Consider the following 21,704-nt stretch of genomic DNA (forward strand, 5'->3'; position numbering starts at 1 on the left):
ATATTTTGATGTTATAATTAGACCGATTACCAATTTGGTGTAATGGCTGGAGCTTTTGCAGGTGGAGAGGGCGACTTTACAACAGCATTTGAACCTACAGCAACAGCTATGGAAAAAGAAGGTAGTGGATATATAGTTACATCTATAGGAAAAGACTCTGGGGAAATACCTTTTACAGCTTACTCTACTACAAGATCATATATGAAAAATAATAAAGATTTAATTCAGAGATTTACAAACGCTGTTTATAAAGGCCAACTATGGGTTCAACAAGCACCTAGTAAAGAAATAGCTAAGGCTATGCAACCCTTCTTTGAAGATATATCTTTAGAAGACTTAATAACAGTTGTAGATAGATATAAATCAATAGATGCATGGTCTCAAAATCCTGTGTTAAAAGAAGAAGGCTTAAATAAATTAATGTCTGTTATGAAAGAAGCTAAGGAATTAGATAAGGAAGCATCTTATAAAGATATCGTAAACACTGAGTTTGCCAATAACGCTATAAAAAATATCAAATAAATATATGTTTAACCTTAACTAAATATTTTCTTAATTATATAATAAAAACTAATAAAAATATAAAAAGAGTCTTTAAAAGACTCTTTTTATATTTTGAGATTAAAGTTTATATAATAAAATAGAAATCAAAGTACTAATTGTACCTATATATCTATCCTCTGTATTCTGCTCCAGCATTAATTTTTGTAATTTGAACAGCTACCATTTCTTCATTACTTCCATTAGTAATTTCATGCCACTCTCCTGTTGGTACAAAAACAGTATCGCCGCTTTTTACATCACATTCATGTTCACCAAGTTTCATTTTACCTTCTCCTTTTAGGAACACAAATATTTGTTCACCATTAGGATGTCTATGAGCATTAAGAACTTGATTAGGTTTAAAATAATAAACTTCTGAAGTTATATCGCTACCAGCAAATACTGGTATTTTTGGAACTGCTGCATCATTATATTGAGCTAAACTTCCATCTAATAGATTCTTTTTATTTTCATGCATACTAGAAATACCTCTTTTCTATATTATAGATTTACTATTATTATTCCAATATAAGAAAATAGTATTCTCATTCCTTATGATAAGAATAAAATTATTTTATTTTTAAATAAAGTAAAGTTATATTTTATACTTAGAAAAAAGTATCTCTATAAAATATAACAATTGGCATAACATGATAAATTTATGGTGATTATCACAATAACAATTGTTACAGCTAAATAGTTAATGGCATAAAATATATTCTTTTATGCCACTTTTATTTTATATAGTATTTTCAATAATTTTATAAAGATAAATTTCTGTTTTGTCAGTAAAATGTCAGTAATTTTTTTATTATTTTTTTGCTTTTTTTAGATTTAAATAACTGAGAAATGTAACTTTATATTCTAAGCTATTGCATAAATATTATAAAAATCAAGCTTCATTTTCCAGGGTGTTTTTTATTCATTTTGCTTATTTTGTTTTTTATTTCTTCTAATTATTTTTTGCTTCAAAATAACGTTTTTATTTTGGATTTTAAATGGGTTATATAATTTTCAGCGATGCTTTATACCTTTTTGATGAAAATAAGCTTAAAATCAATTTAAATACCCGATAGGATAATTGAGTCTAAAACTTTCGTTTTTAGTTGATTATATTTTTATTATGTAAACTAAAATTTCTGTTAACTTTTTTATGTACTATATACTTTTTAAACCATTAATATAATCTTGAAATTATTTTTATATTAATTAATTTATATGAATATTTATTTTATATTCATGATACTAATATAAAATCCAAAGTGAATTTAGCCATGGGAAAAATATATTACAAAAAAAGTGCCTCATGAACTAAAAAATTCATTTTGAGACACCCCTTTTTTGTTATCTATCAAAAACAATGGTTTTCCATAATGCAAAAAATTCTCTTGTGTAATAAGTAGGTACAAATGAAGGTTTTGATTTACTAGCATAAAAAGAAGTATTTTTATATCCATTTCTATATGCTAATATTTTACTTCTAAGAACATGAAAATCTGTTGTCACTATTTTGATTTTTAAATTTTTTAATTTTATTTCATTATGTTCTTCTATCTTCAACTTTGAATACTTAAAGTTCTCATGAGTATTAGTGGATTTATCTTCTTCTATTATCCTATTCTTATCTACACCATTTTTTATAAGATAATCCTTCATAGCTTTTGCCTCAGTTATATTTTCTCCACTTCCTTTGCCACCAGATACTACTACATAACAATCATCATTAATTTTTAAATATTTCAATGCAGTATCTAATCTTCCCTTCAAAGTTGTGCTTGGTATAGTCTTCTTTACAGAAGCTCCTAAAATCAATAGATAATCACTTTTTGACTCAAAACTATTTTTAGGATAAAAAACAATTAAACTTTCAGTGATTATGAATACTATTAAAAAAATACTGATTATTATCTTTAACACTCTATAAAAAACCTTCTTTTCTTTGATTTTTTTCTTAAATATTTGATAAACAATTAGTAGAATTCCTACAACTAAGAAAATCTCACTAAATGAAATTCCTCCAAAAACTATTTTAAGATAAAAATAGTAAATTGCAAATATTATACCTAATATCAAACTTATACTATTTAACATATCGTCAAAATCCTTTTTATTTATTTTTTTATAAAGAAGTATCTATACATTCTATAAGACAGTTATATTCTCCATCTATCCAATTAATCCAACTTGCTATACTGATATTTGTATCAAATATATTTGTCTCCATTCTGAATTTTGAATGTTTATTTTCTTTCAATCCATTAAGAGGACAATTATTGCATGGGCTACTAGATTTTAATAATGCTTTATAACAAGTTTCTCCCAATTTTATCTCTGAATCTAGATGTGATACCTTATTGTTGATAAAAATAAGTTCATAAGTATTTGGATTTACTATATATACATAATTATCAACAGAATCAAGGACTTCTTTAAGTACCGACTTAGATTTTTCACATTCATTTGTTACTTTTATATTATTATCACTTATATTATTTTCAAGTTTATTCTGGTAGATACAATCATTATAAAGTGCATATTTATCTTTACCTTTACTCTTTGCATAATAAAGTGCTATGTCCGCTTTTTGATAAAGTTCTTTAAATATAGTTCCATGTTCTGGAACAAATGAGATTCCAACTGTACCAGATATCTTATATGTCTTTTTATTTTCAGTATAAGAATTTCTAAATATATCACAGATTTTTTCTGCTTTCTTTTTAACATTCTCGAAAGATTGGATGTTTTTTAAGAATACTATAAACTCATCTCCACCAATACGACCTACTATATCATCTTTTCTAAATATAGGTTTTAAGTGTTTAGAAACTTCGAATAATACTTTATCTCCAAATACATGTCCTAAATTATCATTCACAGATTTAAAATTATCTATATCAACAATTAAAAAAGCATGAATTCCTGAATTTGCTTCCTCGGAATTTAAAAAATCATTAATCAACTTTTCTGTAGTACCTTTATTATATAATCCTGTAAGAGTATCTCTTTCAGCTTTTAGTTTTAATCTGATTTCTTCATTTTTCTGATTATCAATATCTTTGACATAAGCAAGTGCTTTTATATCATTCGTAATAGAATCTTTTATTAAGTGCATTGTGCAAATGACCCAAATCATTTTATTTTCTTGATTCATTCTTCGATATTCCAATTTTATTTCAGTTACATTATTTTTATATGCATCTAATAGGTTTTTACATAAAAATGTATTTAAAAATACTTCTTTATTGTCTTTGTGGATAATACTGTTTGCTATAGTTTTTACCATTTCAGAATAGCTATTGTCAGGCTTAATTCCAAATGGTTTGTGCCAATTTTCATTTCCTTTGATAAAAGTGTCCTTTGATACATTTATTTCATAAGTTATCATTGCTTCTGACAATATAGCTGAATGATACTTACCTTCTTGGTTATATCTTATCTCTGCTTCTTTTTGTTTGCTTATATCTTCTTGTATACCTATTGCTCTTACAGGATTACCATCCTCATCAAAAATAGTAGTTAAAGTAATCTTGTTCCATATATAACTTTCATCTGGAAGTTTTATCTTAACTACAGAACTTGCCGTTTTTGCTCCATTTATTACATTCTCATACATGTTTATGAAATCATCACTAAAATCTTTATGAATAATTCCTGATTCTACTAGAGAATATGGAACATTTTTAGCAATTTGATAAATATTATATTTATCAAGTTCTTTACTAGTATTTAAAAGTGATTTAGTTTTTATATCATACTCAAATATAGTGTTTGATGTTTGTTTTAATGCAATTCTAAATCTTTCCTCATTGATTTTAAGTTTTTGTTCTGCATTTTTCAAGTCTGTTATATCAGTTAGAATCCAAATACCTTTTTTACTACCATCATCATCAATAATAAGTCTTCCTTTTATAGAAACCCAGATAATCGCACCATCTCTTCTTCTTATTCTATGTTCACATACAGCTATACCTTTTGTATCTAACTGATGTTGTATATTTTTAAGAATTTTTTTTCTATCATCATAAAAAACAAGATTACATGCTTTATATTGAAGTTCATTTTTTAATTGTTCATTTGTATATCCAATTATTGAAAGATAACCAGAGTTAGTGTATTTTATAGTAAAATCCTCATTAAATTCTGTTATGAGTATACCACCTAAAATATTTTCTGATACCATTTCAAGTTCTAGATTTTTTTGTTCCATTTCTTGTTCTAATTTTTTTGTTTTAGTAATGTCTACAGTGACACAGCAAATATACTCTTTTCCATCAGGTTCTGTTATAAGTTCTCCCTTGTCCAAAACCCATACTATGTCACCACTTTTTGTTATAATTCTGTATTCTAATTCAATAGTTTTGTTTTTGTAAAGTTGTTCAGAAATTTCTCTTTTTATTCTTTTAACATCATCTTTATGTATTAAACTATAAAAATTATTATTAAATAATGTTTTTAGTTCTTCTCTTGTATAACCAGACAAATCTATAAATCCATCACTTAAAAAGTTAAACTCGCACGTTTCACCAATAGTACACTTTTGTACTCCTCCAGGAATACTATTTGTAATAGATGATATTTCTTTGTTAGCTTTTAATATATGTTTTTGTGATTTATTATTTTTATAAAATATATATGTTATAAGTATGACAAACAACAAGAACACCTTAAAAATAAGCGAAAATGCTAATTGGTTTATTTTATCAATATTTTTTCTTACAGTATATTGTGGTATCACAGAAAGTACATACCAATCATTTACACCAACTGGGGTATAAGTAGCATAACGCTTTTCTCCTTTGTATTTATATGATACAAAACCACTCTTGTTATTTTTTGTATCTTCATATATTTTTTTATAGTTGTAGTCATCATCATCAAAAGAAGCCTTTTTAAATATGTCATATATATTACTACTTGATTTAATCAACTCGTTTGTATGTGAAGATTTTAGAACAAACTGTCCACTAGATTCAAATATATCTATATATCCTTCACTGTTAAAACTTGTTATATCTATTAATTCAGCTAATTTGTCATTGTAGTAAGAACCATACAAAATACCCATTACTTTGTTATTCTTATTAAATATAGGGGTAGCTATAACAAAAGTATCTTTTCCATCAATTGGAGATTTTACAACTTCAGATATATTACTTTCTCCACTAATTGCTTTCTTAAAGTATTGATAATTTGCGACATTCATAATTTTACCATCACTAGTATGGCTTGTACCATCAGGAGATACAATAGAAATTCTTTGAAAATCAGATTCTTTTGATACACTAGCTAATAATGGGATTATTTCCGGTTTATCTATAGTGTCAAAGTATGAAACCATATTTGCCACACTTTTTATAAAGGATAAGGAACTATCTAATTTTATTTTTATAGCATTAGAACTTTGTAAAGATATTTCTTTTAAATTAACTTTATTATTTTCTTCTTCTTGAACATTAGTTTTAAACGCAAAATCAGAAAAAGAAATTATTGTAAATAAAAATATTAAAATAATACTCAGTACACTTTTTAACGATTTTGCTCTTATCACTTAATCATCACCTCCCATTTAAAATTTATTGACTATATTTTATAGACTAATTTTTCAAATTCTTTAATTGGTAATGGTTTTGAAAAATAATATCCTTGAACAATATCACAGTTTGCTTTTTTTAACATTTCTATTTGACTTTTTGTCTCGATTCCTTCAGCAACAACACTTATTCCCAATTGTTTAATGAGAGAAACTATACTTTTTATAACAATTTGACTCTTATCAATATCTTTATCATCTATAAAAAATCCTCTATCTAATTTTATTACATTTAATGGTATATTCTTAAGCATATTTACAGAAGAATATCCTGAGCCAAAATCATCCATTGAAATTATAAAACCAATATCCTGTAGATTTCGACTTACATCAAATAGAATATCAGTATCTCCAAACATACTAGATTCAGTAATTTCAATCTCTATTAAATTATATGGTACTTTATATCTATCACATATATTTACTATTTTTGAAATAAAGTCTTTTTTTAAAAAATCAACTCTTGAGAAGTTTACAGATATAGGTAAAGGTGAAATTCCTTTATCAAATAAAGACCTGATTTCTTTACAAGCTTGTTCTAATATGTACATATCAATCTTTTTGATAAATCCATTTTTTTCAAAGATAGGAATAAAATCACCTGGATATATGATTTCTTTTTCTGTATATTGCCATCTGACTAGGGCTTCACTTCCACAAAATTTATCTAATTTAATATTATATTTTGGTTGTAAATACATTACGAATTGACCATTTTCAAGTGCATATTCCATTTCTTTTTCTATCTTATCTTCAAGTAATAATTTATCTCTTAATTCATCATTAAAAAATGCAAAATTTACATCACTATTATTTTTTATTGATGATTTTGCAAGTGAAGCTCTATCACTATATGCACTTACAGATAGAGTCTTATCTTTGATTTCATAGATTCCAAAAGATAAGTTTATAAGTTCATTATTTATAATAATTCTTTTGATAATATTTATTATATCTTCTTTTTTGTCATATGTTAACAATATATTAAAATTATCAGCACTTACACGAGCAAAAGTTTCATTATCATCAGTTAATTCACTTAAAGTATTGGCAATGTTTTTTAAGATTACGTTTCCCTTTTTATGACCATATATGTCATTAATTGCTTTAAATTTATCAATATCAAATATAACCATTGCATATTTATCATTTTGTGATGCTTTTTTCAATAAATTTGTAACATCTAATTCAAATTTTCTCCAATTGGAATAACCAGTCACAAAATCTGTATACGCTATTTTTTCTATAGTTTTTTGACTATGTGCCTTTGAGTATAATATGTAGATTATGATACCTAAAAATAAAAATGAAAGTATAATCCATCCAATAATTGTAACTATTATTAGACTATTTAGTTTTTTAGATACAACCATTTTTGGAACAAAAGATGCTATAAACCAATCATTGATTTCTAGAGATGTATATGCCATATAAAATTTTCTCTCTGATTCTTTAACTTCTACTACACCTTGGTCTGATATTTTCATATTTTTAAAAGTAAAGCTTTTTTCAAAGTTAATTTGAGCTAGATTTGTAATATTCGAGTTTAAATTTTTATGATAAGGCGGAATAATTATCTTACCATTACTATCACATATAAGTGAAAAACCTTCGCCATTAAATGTAGAAATAGACAAGAATTCAGATATAAATTCAAAATTATAATCGGCTGCAATTACAGCAACTATCTTACCTTTATTATATAATGGTACAGCGTATGTTTTAGTAAGTTTTCCAGTAGATTTATCTATTAATGGTTTTGATATATTAGCTTTACCTCTAATAGCAAGTTTAAAATAGTCTCTATCTGAAAAATCTGTTCCAAAGATTCCTTCAGCATAACCTTTCCCATTAGGTAAAATCATCCCTATATTATTGTAATCACTTCTTTTATTAAATGATTTCAACATTTTTAAAGTTTTTTCTAAATTGAAATCTTCCTCGGTTTCTAAAAGTTTAGAAATATTTTCTAATTCTTTTAAATTACTTGTCAATTTGCTATTAATGACAATTTTGCTTTCTTCACTAATTTCAGATAAATAATTTTTTGTTTCATATTCTAACACTCTATCCATATTACTTACGTAAAAAAATGCAAATATACTAAAAAAGAATAATACTATAAATGCTATTGATGTATTTTTTACTATCGGTCTACTGTTTTTCAAATATCTACACCTCACCCTCCTTAGTAATTATAATATAATTGATTCACTTTATTTTACTATTAATAACTGTTTTTTACAATTAAGTTTTATAAATTATTGATAAAGGTCAATTTAAATAAATACCATTTACAGGATAATAATATTTAAGGGTACAAATACATCAATAGCATATTTAATTATATTGAATCTATAGTTACTAATATAATTAAATATACTATCATTTATATTTATACCCATCTATATATAGCTTAAATAGCAATCTTTATTTTTCTAAAGCCTCTCTTCTTATTGATGATTTTTTAAAATATTCTATCAATTTGTTTTTATCATTATTAAAGATAGCATCTTTTACTAAGTTTACTTCTAATTCAAATTTCTCTATAGATTTTAGTAAATTATCTCTATTCCCTAAAAAAAGTTCGCTCCATAAGTCTTCATTCATATTTGCAATTCTAGTTAAGTCTCTATAACTATCTCCAATAAATTTACCTGTATCTCTACCTTCTTCATCACTATTTATTAGAGCAACTGCCATAACATGAGGTAGCTGAGATGTAAAAGCTATAATCTCATCATGCTTCTGTGAAGTTAGTTTTTTTACTCTTTTGAATCCTATATCTAAAATTAAATTTTCAACCAATTCTAAGTTTTTTATATTATTTTTACCAGTTGGAGTAATTATATAATTTGCACCATTAAAAACTTCTTCACTTGCAAAATCAATTCCCTTTTTTTCCCTACCTGCCATGGGATGACCAAATATAAAATCTATATCACCTGGAATAATTTGCAACACATCATTGATAAGTGTTTCTTTTATTCCTGTAGTATCAGTAATTATAGTTCCTTTTTTAAAAAAGTCTTTATTATTATTTAAAAAATCTACAATTAATCTAGGATATATAGACAATATAATTAAATCAGCTTTTTTAAATAGCTCTTTACCTGTAGTACATCCTTTTTTTATAATTTTTGCTTCTTCTGCTTTCTTTAAAGTTTCTAAGTCTACATCTACTCCAAATACATTTTCATATCCAGCTTTTTTTAATGCCTTAGCAAAAGAGCCTCCTATAACTCCTAGCCCTACAATAACAATATTCATTATTCTTACTTCCTCCTAGATTATTTTTCTTTAAATGCAAATTTAAAATTTTTACTGATTTCATTTGTAATGTTATATACAGCATTATTTAACGATTTATCATTTAAAATTTCTATATCTGAAAATCTTTTATAAAGATTTATTCTCTCATTATAAAGATTATACAATCTATCTTTTCCATTTTTTAATAAGGGTCTTGAATTAATATTTATATCTTCTAAAATCCTTTGTATAGGTCTATTAATAAAAACTATTATACCTGTTTCTTTTAATATATCCATGTTGACATTCTTTTTTATTACACCACCACCTGTAGATACTACTGTCTTATCACTTATAGAAAGTTCTTTACATGCTTGAGTCTCATAGTCTCTAAAAACACCTTCTCCTTCTGAAAATAATTCTGTTATGCTTTTTTGAGATATTTGACTTATGTAATCATCCATATCACAGAAACTACAATTATATTCTTGAGCCAGAAGTTTACCTATTGTAGTCTTTCCACTACCAGGCATACCTATTAATATTAGTTTTTCTTTTACTTTATTTATCATAACAATCCCCCTTATAAAAACTCTAATTTTAATTCATTATATATAACATCTAAAATACCAGTATCTATTTTAGTATCTTGCCAAATTTCCTGAGATTTTATTGCTTGCCCTACCAACATATATAAACCATCACAAGTTTTTTTACCTATACTATTACCAACTCTTAAAAATTCTGTTTCTCCAGGATTGTAAATTAAATCTACTAATGTATCAAAATTTTGTATAATAGATTTTGGCACTGGCGATATTCCTATATTAGGGTACATACCTACTGGTGTAGCATTTAATATTATATCTCCTTTTATACATTTAAGTTCTTCATAGTCTATTAATATAGCTTTATTATTTAATAATTTTTTGTTACCTTTTTTTCTGGTTGAAACGTAAACCTTCTCTATTCCAGAATCAAGAAGATATGTAAGGGCGGCTTTAGATGCTCCACCAGTTCCTAATATCACAGCTACTTTTCCTTGAATATCAATATTAGCCTTTTTAAACATACTGTCGAGACCAAAGTAATCTGTATTATAACCGTATAACATATTTTCCTTGAGTAAAATTGTATTAACTGCTCCTATACGTTTTGCCTCTGGTGATATGAAATCCAGATATTCCATAATACGCTCCTTATATGGTACAGTAACATTTATTCCTTGGATTCCTAATAATTTTATAGCACCATCTAACTTAGATATATCTTCTTTTGAAATTTCAAAATTTTTATAGGCACTTTCAATATTTAATATCTCAAATATTCTCTTGTGTATTTGAGGGGAAACACTGTGAGAAAGTTTTTCACCTACTAGACCAAAAAAATTCATATTTACACCTCCTGATAAATATAGTCAAACAAAGAATTATATTGATTATTCAATTTTATTTTTATATACACCCATAAATTTAAAGTATGCTGTATTATGTTCTATCAACTCCAATAAATCATATACTTTTGAATTATATATAGAACATTCAAAATCTATATAAAAGAAATATCTCCATGAAGTATTCTTCATAGGTCTTGATTCTATTTTTGTCATATTTATATTATTTTTAGCAAAGTATCCTAACACTTTATAAAGTTTTCCTGCTTCATGTTCAACAGAAAATACTATGCTCATCTTGTTTGATTCTTCCTCAATGTGTATCTGATTACTAATTACTACAAACCTTGTATAATTATTTGTAATATCATTTATACAAGGGCTTATTATTTCTAATCCATAAATATTTGCAGCTTTTTTACTTGCAATTGCTGCTTTTGTTTTATCTTGAAGTTTTTTTACAAGTTCAGCACTTGTTGCTGTATTATTAAATGGTATCAATTTCCATGTACTATTTTGTTTTAAAAATTCACTACTTTGTCCTATACCTTGTGGATGAGAATATATTTCTTTTATATCTTCAAGTTTTGTACCTTTTATTCCAATCAAATTTTGGTCTATTTTTATGCATTCTTCTCCAACTATATAAAAATCATACTTTCTTAAGAGGTCATAAGTTTCAGAAATCGCTCCTGTAGATGAATTTTCTATGGGTATTATTCCATAATCTAGTTCTCTGTTTTTAAGTGCTATGAAAACATCTTCGAATTCTTTGAATTGTTTTTTGTATATTTTTTTGTTGAAGAATTTGTTGAGTGCTTCTTCTGTAAATGAGCCTGATATTCCTGGAAGTCCTACTAGGATATTTTTTTTATTTAATTCGTATTTTAAAGATTTATATTTATCTATATGTAACAAATCAAATTTCCTATTTGATGCATCTAGACTATATTCAATTTTCTGTTCACCATCATTATTTATTAATCTTTTTTGTAACCCTCTACTAATTTCCATTATAGAATTAAAAAATTGTATAGTTTCTTGTGAATATGCTTTATTATCTAAATTATTTACAGCCCTGCTTAATACTTTTTCTTCTCTATCTTTTTGAAGTATCGTAGTGTTATTTTTCATTTTATGTTTAGCAATTTCAAGAACTGTATTCATTCTCTTTTCAAATAATTGAATAAGCTCTTTATCTATATTATCAATTTCATTTCTATAGCTAGTTAAATCCTCCATTATTATCGTCCTTTCATCAAATCAAAAATTCCAATAGCCGTTACTGCTTCTATTACAGGTATAGCTCTTTGAACTATACAAGGGTCATGTCTTCCTTTAATAGATAAAATATCATTTTTTTTATCTTTTATATTAACTGTGTTCTGCTTTCTACTAATTGATGGAGTTGGCTTGATTGCCACTTTGAAAATTATTGGCATTCCAGTTGTAATGCCTCCAATAATCCCTCCATTATTATTTGTTTTACTCCTAACTTGATTTCCTTCATAATACATTTCGTCATTACTTTGAGAACCATACATATCTGTAAGTTCAAAACCTAAGCCAAACTCTACACCTTTTATAGATGGAACAGAAAATAATAAATGTGATAAAGTAGATTCAACAGAATCAAAAAATGGATTCCCTACCCCTACATTAACACCCACCACTGCACATTCAATTATACCACCAACTGAATCACCTTGATTTTTTGCATCTATAATAGTATCCTTCATAGCTTTTTCTTTTGTTAAATCAAGTAAAGGTAGTTCTAAAGTTTGTAAATTTGATAATTGTTGCTTTGAAATACCTACATAATCAAAACTCATATCTTCTATATTTTTAATTTTTTTTATGTGTGCTCCTATCTCTATTCCTTTTTGCGATAGAATTTGTTTACATATAGCACCGCAAAATACTAATGGAGCTGTTATTCTACCTGAAAAATGGCCTCCACCTCTGTAGTCATTAAAGCCGGAATATCTCATATATCCTGTGTAATCTGCATGTCCTGGTCTCATTAAATTTTTAAGCTCTCCATAATCTTTTGAGCGAGTATCACTATTTCTTATGATTGCACATAATGGTGTTCCTGTAGTTCTTCCATCAAAATATCCACTTAGAATTTCTGGTATATCACTTTCATTTCTGGAAGTTGATATAGAATTTTTTCCAGGAGCTCTCCTCTTCATTTCTTTATCAATCCTATCAAGGTCGAGTTCAATTCCTGAAGGAAGTCCATCTATATTTATACCTATAGCATTTCCATGAGATTCTCCAAAAATAGATATTTTTAAATTATTTCCCCATATTCCACTCATCAATTCGTCCTCCTAACATCTCAAAGTCTTTAAAAAAATGTGGATACGACTTTGATACACACTCAAAATCTCTTAATATTATTGGTTTATCACATCTACAAGAAGCAATTGCAAGTGTCATAGCAATTCTGTGGTCTTTGTGACTCCATACCTCTACTCCACCATTTAATTTGCTTACTCCTTCAATTACCAAACTATCTTCTTTCTCTTTTATATTTGCTCCAAGTTTACTTAGCTCAACATTTATTGCATGAAGTCTATCACATTCTTTAATTCTAAGTCTGCCAGCATTAATTATTGTAGTTTTTCCTCTACTTAAAGCTGCTACCACAGATAATACAGGTATTATATCTGGGCATTGAGATGCATCTATCAAAGTACTGTTTAAACAATTTGTTATTCCTTTTATTTTGTTATCTTCTCTTAATATTTCCATTCCCATTCTAGATAAAATCTCAATTACTTCACTATCTCCTTGAAGAGAATCTTCTCTAAGGTCCAATATACTGATATCTTCTCCTATAGCATCTGCTGATAAATAAAATGCTCCTTGAGAATAATCCCCTTCAACTTTATAATTTCTCGCTTTATACCTTTGATTTCCTTTTATAATAAATTCTTTATAGTCGTTATTTATAATTTCTATTCCAAAATCTTTCATAGTTGAAAGAGTTAAGTCTAAATATCCTTTAGACTCTAGCTCAGTTGTAATTATTATCTTTGAATCACTCTCTAATGTAGGCAATATAAATAATAAACCTGTTATAAACTGAGAACTTATATTTCCTTTTACTCTAAACTCATCTGGCTTAAGCTTTCCTGATATAATCAAATCCAGTTGATTTTCTTTATAACTATATTCTATATTCTGTCTATCGAATATCTCATAATAAGTATCAAGTGGTCTTTTTCCAAGATTCCCTCTACCTATAAACCTTTTTACACCATCAAATGCTAAAGATATAGGTACTAAAAATCTCAAAGTAGAGCCAGATTCATTACAATCTATCGTTAATTTAGGTTGATTTAACTGATTTTCTCTATTTAAAATTCCTTCTTTAGAAAAAATTCCTGAAACCTCTAAAATATCTTCTTTTCTTTCTATAATAGCTCCTAATGATATCATTGCTCTTATAGTAGCTATAATATCATCAGAAAAATCTATATTAGAAATTCTACTTTTTCCATTGCTTAGAGATGAACAAATAACTGCCCTATGAGCCATACTTTTTGATGGCGGAATTTTTACATCTCCAGATAATTTACTTGGATATATTTTTAGACTTCCCATTACCTTACCTCCTGAAAAAATTTAGAAGTAGTATTATATATAATACTCTCTCCAATATCCTTTAAAAGTATTATTTTTAATGTATCACCTAGATTTTTTTTATCAAGAGATATAGCATCTATTATGGATTTATTATCTCTTAGTTCAATCTCATAAGGCAAATTATAGTTCATTAAAATTGCTTTTATAAATTCTGATGTACCTTTTTTTGTAATTCCTACTTTTTCACTTTCCAAAGTTATCTTGTACATTCCTATCCCAACAGCTTCTCCATGAGTATATCCTGTAAAATTGTAGTATTTTTCAATAGCATGACCTAATGTATGACCAAAGTTTAGAAGCATTCTATCTCCAAAATCTTTTTCATCGGATTCAACTACATTTTTTTTAATAAAGCAACATTTATGTATAATGTATTCTATATGTTGCATTACTTCTTCTCTATTTTTTAAGCTTAAAAGCTTATCAAAAAAAGTTTTGTCTTTTATACATCCATATTTTATAACTTCTGCCATTCCATCTTTATAGAATTTTTCTGGAAGTGATAATAATACATTTGGGTCGATAAATACAGCTTTAGGTTGATAAAAGCTTCCCACTAAGTTTTTTCCTCTATCAAGGTCAACTCCAACCTTTCCACCTACAGAACTATCAACTTGTGCTAACAAAGATGTTGGAATTTGCATAAAGTTTACACCTCTTAAAAAAGTTGCTGCCACAAATCCACCTAAATCACCTATTACCCCTCCGCCTAAAGTAATAATCAAATCTTTTCTAGTTAACTTAAAGTCAAGCAAACTATCATATATCTTCGGAAGAGTGTTAAATGATTTCGTTTCTTCACCGGATTTTAATATTATAGATTTAATTTCAAATCCAGACTCACTTAACTTATTTTTCACTTCATTTAAATATAATTTTGCTATATTTTCGTCAGTTACAATAAAAATCTTATTTCCAGAATATATTTTTTTTATTTCTTCTCCTATATTCTTTAGTATATTTTTTTTAATAAATATATTGTAGCTATTTTCTTTTAAATTTACCAATAATTTTTCTTCCACGTTTAACCATCCTTTTATAGATTATATTTCTCTTCCAACTGCTGATGCGATAGTCTTTAATTCACTTATTAATTCATCATATTCATTTGGTTTAATTGATTGTTTTCCATCACAAAGTGCATGTACTGGGTCATTATGAACTTCTATTATAAGACCATCTGCTCCAACTGCAATTGCTGCTTTAGATAGAGAGTCAACCATCCATGATTTTCCTGCTGCATGACTTGGGTCAACTATGACTGGTAAATGACTAAGTTTCTTTACAGCTAAAATTGCACTTAAATCCAAAGTATTTCTAGTATATGTTTCAAAAGTTCTTATACCTCTTTCACAAAGAACTACATTTTCATTTCCCCCAGCCATTATATATTCTGCTGACATTAACCACTCTTCAATTGTAGCAGATAATCCTCTTTTTAAAAGTATTGTTTTATTTGTTTTACCTAACTCTTTTAATAAATCGAAGTTTTGCATGTTTCTAGCTCCAACCTGAATTACATCTACATTTTCTTCAAATATATCTATATCTTGTGTTGACATTATTTCTGTAACTATAGGAAGACCTGTCTTTTCTTTTGCTTTCTTTAATAAATCCAAACCATCATATCTCAAACCTTGGAAAGCGTATGGTGATGTTCTTGGTTTGAATGCTCCTCCTCTCAAGAATCCTGCACCTGATTTTTTTACATCTTCTGCTATAGATACTATTTGTTCTTCTGTTTCAACAGAACAAGGTCCAGCTATCATAGCAATTTTTTTTGAACCAATTTCCATTCCATTAACATTTATAATGGAAGGTTCTGGATGAAACTTTCTATTGGCCTTTTTAAAAGGCTCTACTACATGCATAACTTTTTCAACTATCTTATTTGCTTCTATTCTTTTAGCATCTATTTTACTAGTATCCCCAACTAAACCTAAAACAGTTAATTCTGTCCCATCTATAGGATTAACTTCTACTCCTTCTCTCCCAATAGCTTCTATTAACTTCTTAACTTCACTTTTATCTGCTCCTACTTTTAATACTACTATCATTTTTACTACCTCCCAATATTATAGTTTTATGTTTAAAATAAAAAAGAGAACTCACTAATGAGTTCTCTAAAATAATCTATCAAGCATTAAATCTTACATAAATATATAAAATAATCACTTTTATAAAATTTACTTATGCTCAAAATCATTAAAACAAGGCCTCACCAGAAAGGAATTACATGTATTTTTGTAAAAGAAATAGCCAGCGCTAAAATAAAAGCCCCAGAACATAAAGTAAAAAAAGCTATAAAGTTTTGCTGTTAGTTCTTTTAATATTCCTTTCATAGTATTATCCTCCATTTTTATAATTTATTATTCTTCTTGTTTAATAATTATAACAAAGAAAATATAATTGTCAATATTTTCTATAAATATTTTCAATTTAAAATATTTTTTTATTTACTTAAATTAGTTTCTCAATTGATGTGTTTTTATAAAATCATTTAAAAATCATCTGTAATTTACAATAATTTTTTTATTTTAAATATTATAATTCCAACAAAAATTATACATAACATAAAAAATAAAGTTGCTGGATATCCATAAACCCAATTTAGCTCTGGCATATATCTAAAGTTCATTCCATATATACCAGTTATAATTGTAAGTGGTGCTGATATGGCTGTTAGTAAGGTTAATTTTGTAATCAAGTGATTTGTTTTTTCACCTACCCTAGAAGAATAAATATCTAATAGTTTATCTGCTAACTCTCGTGTTGATAATGCGAAATTGTATAATTTATCAATTCCAAAATCTATACCTTGAAAATTTTCTAAATTATATTTTTTCACATTTGAATATTTTAAATACCTTATATTTTCTTTAACTATTCTATCTCCAATATACAAAAGAGGTCTAGTATTCTTAACTATGGTTCTTGTTAATCCTCTTACATCACTTATTCTAGATACATGATTTTTATCAATGTTGTCCATCATCTCATCTTCTATTTGAAGAATTAATTCTTCAACTTTTTCCAAAGACTCAAAACCATTTTTTATAACTTCTCTAAGAATCAAATAATTTATCTTAAATAGGTTGATAACTGGATTTTTTTCAAGTTGAGAATTTTTCAAAATAATATTTTTTACAAATTCAAACAAAAAGTGCTCTTCATTGACTACAACCAATATAAAATTATCTGATAAATACATATTTACTTCTTCTATAACAGCTTCTCCATCTCTTAATTCAAATGTATTTAGGCTCAAGAAATCGTAATTATCAAATAAATCAAGTTTGGTTATTTCATCAAATTTAAGACAATCATTAAAAGTTATTTCATCTATATTCAGGGTTTCCTTGAGGAGTTTTAAATTTTTTGGAGCACTTAATATAAGATAAGAATTTTCTGCTACATAAAATTTATCTCTAAAATCTTCAATAGTCTCTCTTGTATTTAAATTCAGTATATACATACATCTACTCCTAAATTTCAATTTACATTCTAAAAATTTTCTATAATTATCATTGTAATTATTTTACACTATTTTAATAATTATTATTTATTATAAAGTAAGAATTGAATATTTTTATTTTTTAACCTAAGTTTTTATTACAGATTGTATCATATATTTATTTTAAAATATATTTCATATTATTGATACTAAAAAATAAAATGTATATACTAAATTAATAATAGCATACACACTTTATCTTCGTTTTGTATAAACTGTATAATTGTAACACACATTAAATATCCAATCTAATAATATATCATACCTATTCATCATTTAATCTATATCCTACACCAACTTCTGTAAACTTAAATGTTGAACCTTTATCTTTATTGTTTTCCACCATGATTTCGCCTTTATGAGCTTGAATTATAGATTTACAAATTGATAACCTAAGTCCAACACCTTTTCTGGAATCTTTAGTTCCTTCTTCTCCAGTAAAAAATCTATCAAATATATGCTCTTTGAGTTTTTTTGATATACCAGGACCATTATCAGATACTTCAAACCAAACATAATCTTCTTTTTCATATACATTTATGTCTATCTTACAATCTTCTTTTGAGTATTTTAAAGAATTATCTATTAGATTAATTAGAACTTGTTCTATTAATTTTGCATCCATAGGAACAAATAATATCTGTTCTGGTATATTAATATCTATAAGTACATTTTCAATTCTTTTTTTTATTTTTTGTAACGCTTCTGATATAATTTCTTCAAACATTTCTCAGTTTTGCAATTCTAAGTATTTGCTCTATTATATTTTCACCATGCAAAACAATTATTTCACCACCTAATTTCTTGGCTAGTTTTAGGTTATTTTGTAATTGTTTTTGTTCATCAAACGGCAACCTTGCTGTATTTGGAGTTTCAACATATAAAGCTATCCATTTTGCAAATGTACTGTCTGATATTCTAGATGCAGTTCTAATAACTTTTGCTGAAGATGGAGATGGACTTATACATGCAAGAAGTGTATCTGATGTAGGTACTACAGTTACATCACCCTTTGATAGTCTAGTCATTTGAACTTCTTTATTCACTCTCTCTGCAGTTTTTCTAAGTGCAATTTCTCTAAGTGCAACTAGATTATCTTTTATAAAGAAATTATCTTTTGCTCTAATAGCCTGCTCTTTCTTATATATCTTACCTTCACTGAATCTTTCAAGAAGTACATCAGGTTCAACATCTATAAGTTCTAATTGTGTGTTTGTATCCAAAAACTTATCTGGTATAGTTTCTTTAACTGATACGTTTGTAATTATCTCAACAATGTCATTTAGACTTTCCAGATGTTGCACATTTACAGTAGTATAGACATTTATACCTGCTAATAACAATTCTTCTATATCTTGACACCTTTTGGTGTGCCTTAATCCGGTAACGTTAGAATGGGCAAATTCATCTACCAATATAACTTCTGGTTTTCTTGCCAAAGCAGCATCTAAATCAAATTCTTTAAGTTTTATAGATTTATATTCTATCTCCTTTACAGGAAGAATTTCCAAGCCATCAAGTAAAGCTAATGTCTCTGGTCTAGTGTGTGGTTCAATATATCCAACTACTACATCAACTCCTACCTTCTTTAAGTTTTGCGCAGATTCCAACATAGAATAGGTCTTTCCTACTCCTGCTGCATAACCAAAGAATATTTTTAATTGTCCTCTACTTAGTTTTTTTCTTCATTTTTTATTTTTTCTAATAGAGTATCTGGATTGGGTCTATCCATTAAAAAACCTCCTTATACCTTTCATTACTATTATAATATCAATTTCAGTATAAAGTTGTAGTTAATATGTATTTTTAATGATTAAGATTATGTAAAAATTTAAATATATATTTTTTAAAATTTAAATAGTTTAATTACAAAATAAAAATGCCTAACAATAGGCATTTTTATTTTGTATAATAATCACTTTATTTTAAATTAAGTATTTTCATAAACTCATCACCTGTAATAGTCTCTTTTTCTAGTAAGTATTCAGCAAGTTCATGTAATTTATCAATATTGTTTTCTAAAATTTCAATTGCATTTTTATGACAAGTCTTTACTATTTTAAATACTTCCTCGTCTATTTTAGCAGCAGTGTCTGAAGAACAAGCAAGAGAAGTGTCTCCTCCTAGATATTGGTTACTTACTGTCTCAAGAGCAACCATATCAAATTCCTCACTCATACCAAGGCGAGTAACCATAGCTCTTGCAATTTTAGTGGCTTGTTCTATATCATTTGAAGCACCTGATGTACAAGTATTAAAAATAACCTCTTCAGCAGCACGTCCACCTGTAAAAGTAGTTATTTTATCGATAGCTTCTTCCTTTGACATAAGTACACTCTCATCTTCAGCAACTTGCATAGTATATCCCAGTGCACCTGAAGTTCTAGGTATTATAGTAATCTTATGGACAGGAGCAGAATGTTTTTGCATAGCTGCAACAAGTGCATGACCTATTTCATGATATGCTATAATTTTCTTTTCCTTGTCTGAAATTACAGCTCCTTTACGTTGATATCCAGCAATTACAGTTTCAACAGATTCATCAAAATCCTGTTGCTCTACTATATCTCTACCAGATTTAACTGCTAAAAGTGCTGCTTCATTTACAATATTTGCAAGCTCTGCACCAGATGCACCTGATGTGGACCTTGCAATTGCATTATAATCTATATCTGAGCTTACATTTACATTTTGAGCATGTACCTTTAATATAGCTTCACGCCCTCCAAGGTCTGGAAGTTCAACTGGTATACGTCTATCAAATCTTCCTGGACGAAGTAATGCTTTGTCAAGACTGTCAGGTCTATTTGTAGCCGCAAGTATTACTACGCCTATTCCACCATCAAAACCATCCATCTCACTTAGCAACTGATTTAAAGTTTGCTCACGTTCATCATTTCCACCTAATCCACTTCCATTATCACGCTTTTTACCAATAGTATCAATCTCATCTATAAACACTATACATGGAGCTTTTTCTTTTGCTTGTTTAAACAAATCACGAATTCTAGAAGCTCCCATTCCTACAAACATCTCAACAAATTCAGAACCAGATATTGAGAAAAATGGTACATTTGCTTCACCTGCCACAGCTTTTGCAAGGAGTGTTTTTCCTGTACCTGGAGGTCCTACTAAAAGTGCACCCTTAGGCATTTGTGCTCCTATTTTTTTATATTTTTCTGGATTGTGTAAAAAATCTACTATTTCACTTAAAGCTTCTTTTGCCTCATCTTGACCAGCTACATCATTAAATCTTTTTCCACTTTGAGCAGATACATACATTTTGGCGTTGCTTTTTCCAAATTGCATAGCATTACCACCCATTCTCTTTTGCATCGACTTCATCATTAAATTGCCAAATAGCATAAGAATACCTATAGGTATTATCCATGTAAGTAAAATACTTAAAAGTGGTGAATTTTCCTTAGGAATAACCTTAGTAAATTCTACCTTTGCATTTTTTAATCTATCTACCAATTCTGGGTCATCCATTCTACCAGTTATGTATATATTCTTATCCTTACTACTAGATGGATTTATTGCTATTCTATTGTTTTCTATCTCAACAGATTTAACCTTTCCTGTATCCAACATTGTAAGAAACTTCCCATAGTCAATCTCAACCATTTTTTTATCCATTAAACTTGGAAATATTAAAGCATTTAAAAACATTACTACTATTATTATAACTGTATAATAATAGAGTGCAGACCTTTTTTGGGGTTTATGTTCATCCATAATTTTAATCTCCTTTA

General features: G+C 27.1%; 17 protein-coding genes. 1 reads left to right on the forward strand and 16 read right to left on the reverse strand.

Features of this window, described 5'->3' with window-relative positions:
- The first annotated feature begins 42 nt into the window (after positions 1-42).
- Positions 43-522 carry a hypothetical protein gene (locus KGF39_RS08890; protein WP_227822024.1) on the forward strand — a complete coding sequence of 160 codons (480 nt, stop codon included), beginning with the start codon at positions 43-45 and terminating at the stop codon, positions 520-522.
- A gap of 151 nt (positions 523-673) precedes the next feature.
- Here the strand turns inward: KGF39_RS08890 and KGF39_RS08895 are convergent, their stop codons facing one another.
- The 16 genes from KGF39_RS08895 to ftsH all read right to left on the reverse strand — a co-directional run bounded on the left by KGF39_RS08895 (position 674) and on the right by ftsH (position 21,687).
- The gene (locus KGF39_RS08895) at positions 674-1,021 is read right to left on the reverse strand and encodes a cupin domain-containing protein (RefSeq protein ID WP_054273830.1); all 348 of its coding nucleotides are present in this window, start codon (positions 1,019-1,021) and stop codon (positions 674-676) included.
- Positions 1,022-1,887: 866 nt separating this feature from the next.
- Positions 1,888-2,634, reverse strand: coding sequence for a YdcF family protein (locus KGF39_RS08900; protein WP_227822025.1), 747 nt, complete (start codon positions 2,632-2,634; stop codon positions 1,888-1,890).
- A gap of 28 nt (positions 2,635-2,662) precedes the next feature.
- Complete coding sequence (locus KGF39_RS08905; RefSeq protein WP_227822026.1) at positions 2,663-6,091, reverse strand: PAS domain-containing protein; 3,429 nt, start codon at positions 6,089-6,091, stop codon at positions 2,663-2,665.
- Between the two features lie 32 nt (positions 6,092-6,123).
- A complete protein-coding gene (locus KGF39_RS08910) occupies positions 6,124-8,301 on the reverse strand; it encodes an EAL domain-containing protein (RefSeq protein ID WP_227822027.1) in 2,178 nt (725 codons plus the stop codon).
- A gap of 262 nt (positions 8,302-8,563) precedes the next feature.
- Positions 8,564-9,403 (reverse strand): prephenate dehydrogenase, encoded by an 840-nt coding sequence (locus KGF39_RS08915; protein WP_227822028.1) that lies wholly within the window; start codon positions 9,401-9,403, stop codon positions 8,564-8,566.
- Positions 9,404-9,423: 20 nt separating this feature from the next.
- A complete protein-coding gene (locus KGF39_RS08920) occupies positions 9,424-9,957 on the reverse strand; it encodes a shikimate kinase (protein WP_227822029.1) in 534 nt (177 codons plus the stop codon).
- Positions 9,958-9,968: 11 nt separating this feature from the next.
- Positions 9,969-10,778 (reverse strand): shikimate dehydrogenase, encoded by an 810-nt coding sequence (gene aroE / locus KGF39_RS08925; protein ID WP_227822030.1) that lies wholly within the window; start codon positions 10,776-10,778, stop codon positions 9,969-9,971.
- 45 nt (positions 10,779-10,823) lie between these two features.
- On the reverse strand, positions 10,824-12,020 hold the full coding sequence (pheA, locus tag KGF39_RS08930) for a prephenate dehydratase (protein ID WP_227822031.1): 1,197 nt from the start codon (positions 12,018-12,020) through the stop codon (positions 10,824-10,826).
- 2 nt (positions 12,021-12,022) lie between these two features.
- Complete coding sequence (aroC, locus tag KGF39_RS08935) at positions 12,023-13,102, reverse strand: chorismate synthase (RefSeq protein ID WP_054273823.1); 1,080 nt, start codon at positions 13,100-13,102, stop codon at positions 12,023-12,025.
- On the reverse strand, positions 13,080-14,393 hold the full coding sequence (gene aroA / locus KGF39_RS08940) for a 3-phosphoshikimate 1-carboxyvinyltransferase (RefSeq protein ID WP_227822032.1): 1,314 nt from the start codon (positions 14,391-14,393) through the stop codon (positions 13,080-13,082). Before aroA ends, aroC begins: the two co-directional genes overlap by 23 nt.
- Positions 14,393-15,457: a 3-dehydroquinate synthase gene (gene aroB / locus KGF39_RS08945; protein ID WP_227822033.1), complete on the reverse strand. Its 1,065-nt coding sequence runs from the start codon at positions 15,455-15,457 to the stop codon at positions 14,393-14,395. Before aroB ends, aroA begins: the two co-directional genes overlap by 1 nt.
- A gap of 21 nt (positions 15,458-15,478) precedes the next feature.
- A complete protein-coding gene (gene aroF, locus KGF39_RS08950; RefSeq protein ID WP_054273820.1) occupies positions 15,479-16,492 on the reverse strand; it encodes a 3-deoxy-7-phosphoheptulonate synthase in 1,014 nt (337 codons plus the stop codon).
- Positions 16,493-16,953: 461 nt separating this feature from the next.
- The gene (locus tag KGF39_RS08955) at positions 16,954-17,910 is read right to left on the reverse strand and encodes a CorA family divalent cation transporter (protein ID WP_227822034.1); all 957 of its coding nucleotides are present in this window, start codon (positions 17,908-17,910) and stop codon (positions 16,954-16,956) included.
- A 304-nt stretch (positions 17,911-18,214) separates the two neighbouring features.
- Complete coding sequence (locus KGF39_RS08960; protein WP_227822035.1) at positions 18,215-18,676, reverse strand: ATP-binding protein; 462 nt, start codon at positions 18,674-18,676, stop codon at positions 18,215-18,217.
- Positions 18,669-19,562: a sensor histidine kinase KdpD gene (locus KGF39_RS08965; RefSeq protein ID WP_255643281.1), complete on the reverse strand. Its 894-nt coding sequence runs from the start codon at positions 19,560-19,562 to the stop codon at positions 18,669-18,671. The genes KGF39_RS08960 and KGF39_RS08965 overlap by 8 nt, the downstream gene beginning before the upstream one ends.
- A gap of 307 nt (positions 19,563-19,869) precedes the next feature.
- Positions 19,870-21,687, reverse strand: a complete 1,818-nt coding sequence (gene ftsH, locus KGF39_RS08970; protein ID WP_054273815.1) for an ATP-dependent zinc metalloprotease FtsH — start codon at positions 21,685-21,687, stop codon at positions 19,870-19,872.
- Positions 21,688-21,704 lie beyond the last annotated feature (17 nt).

This window comes from Clostridioides sp. ZZV14-6345 (assembly GCF_020657775.1).
In the GTDB taxonomy this organism is placed as follows: Bacteria; Bacillota; Clostridia; order Peptostreptococcales; family Peptostreptococcaceae; genus Clostridioides; species Clostridioides difficile_D.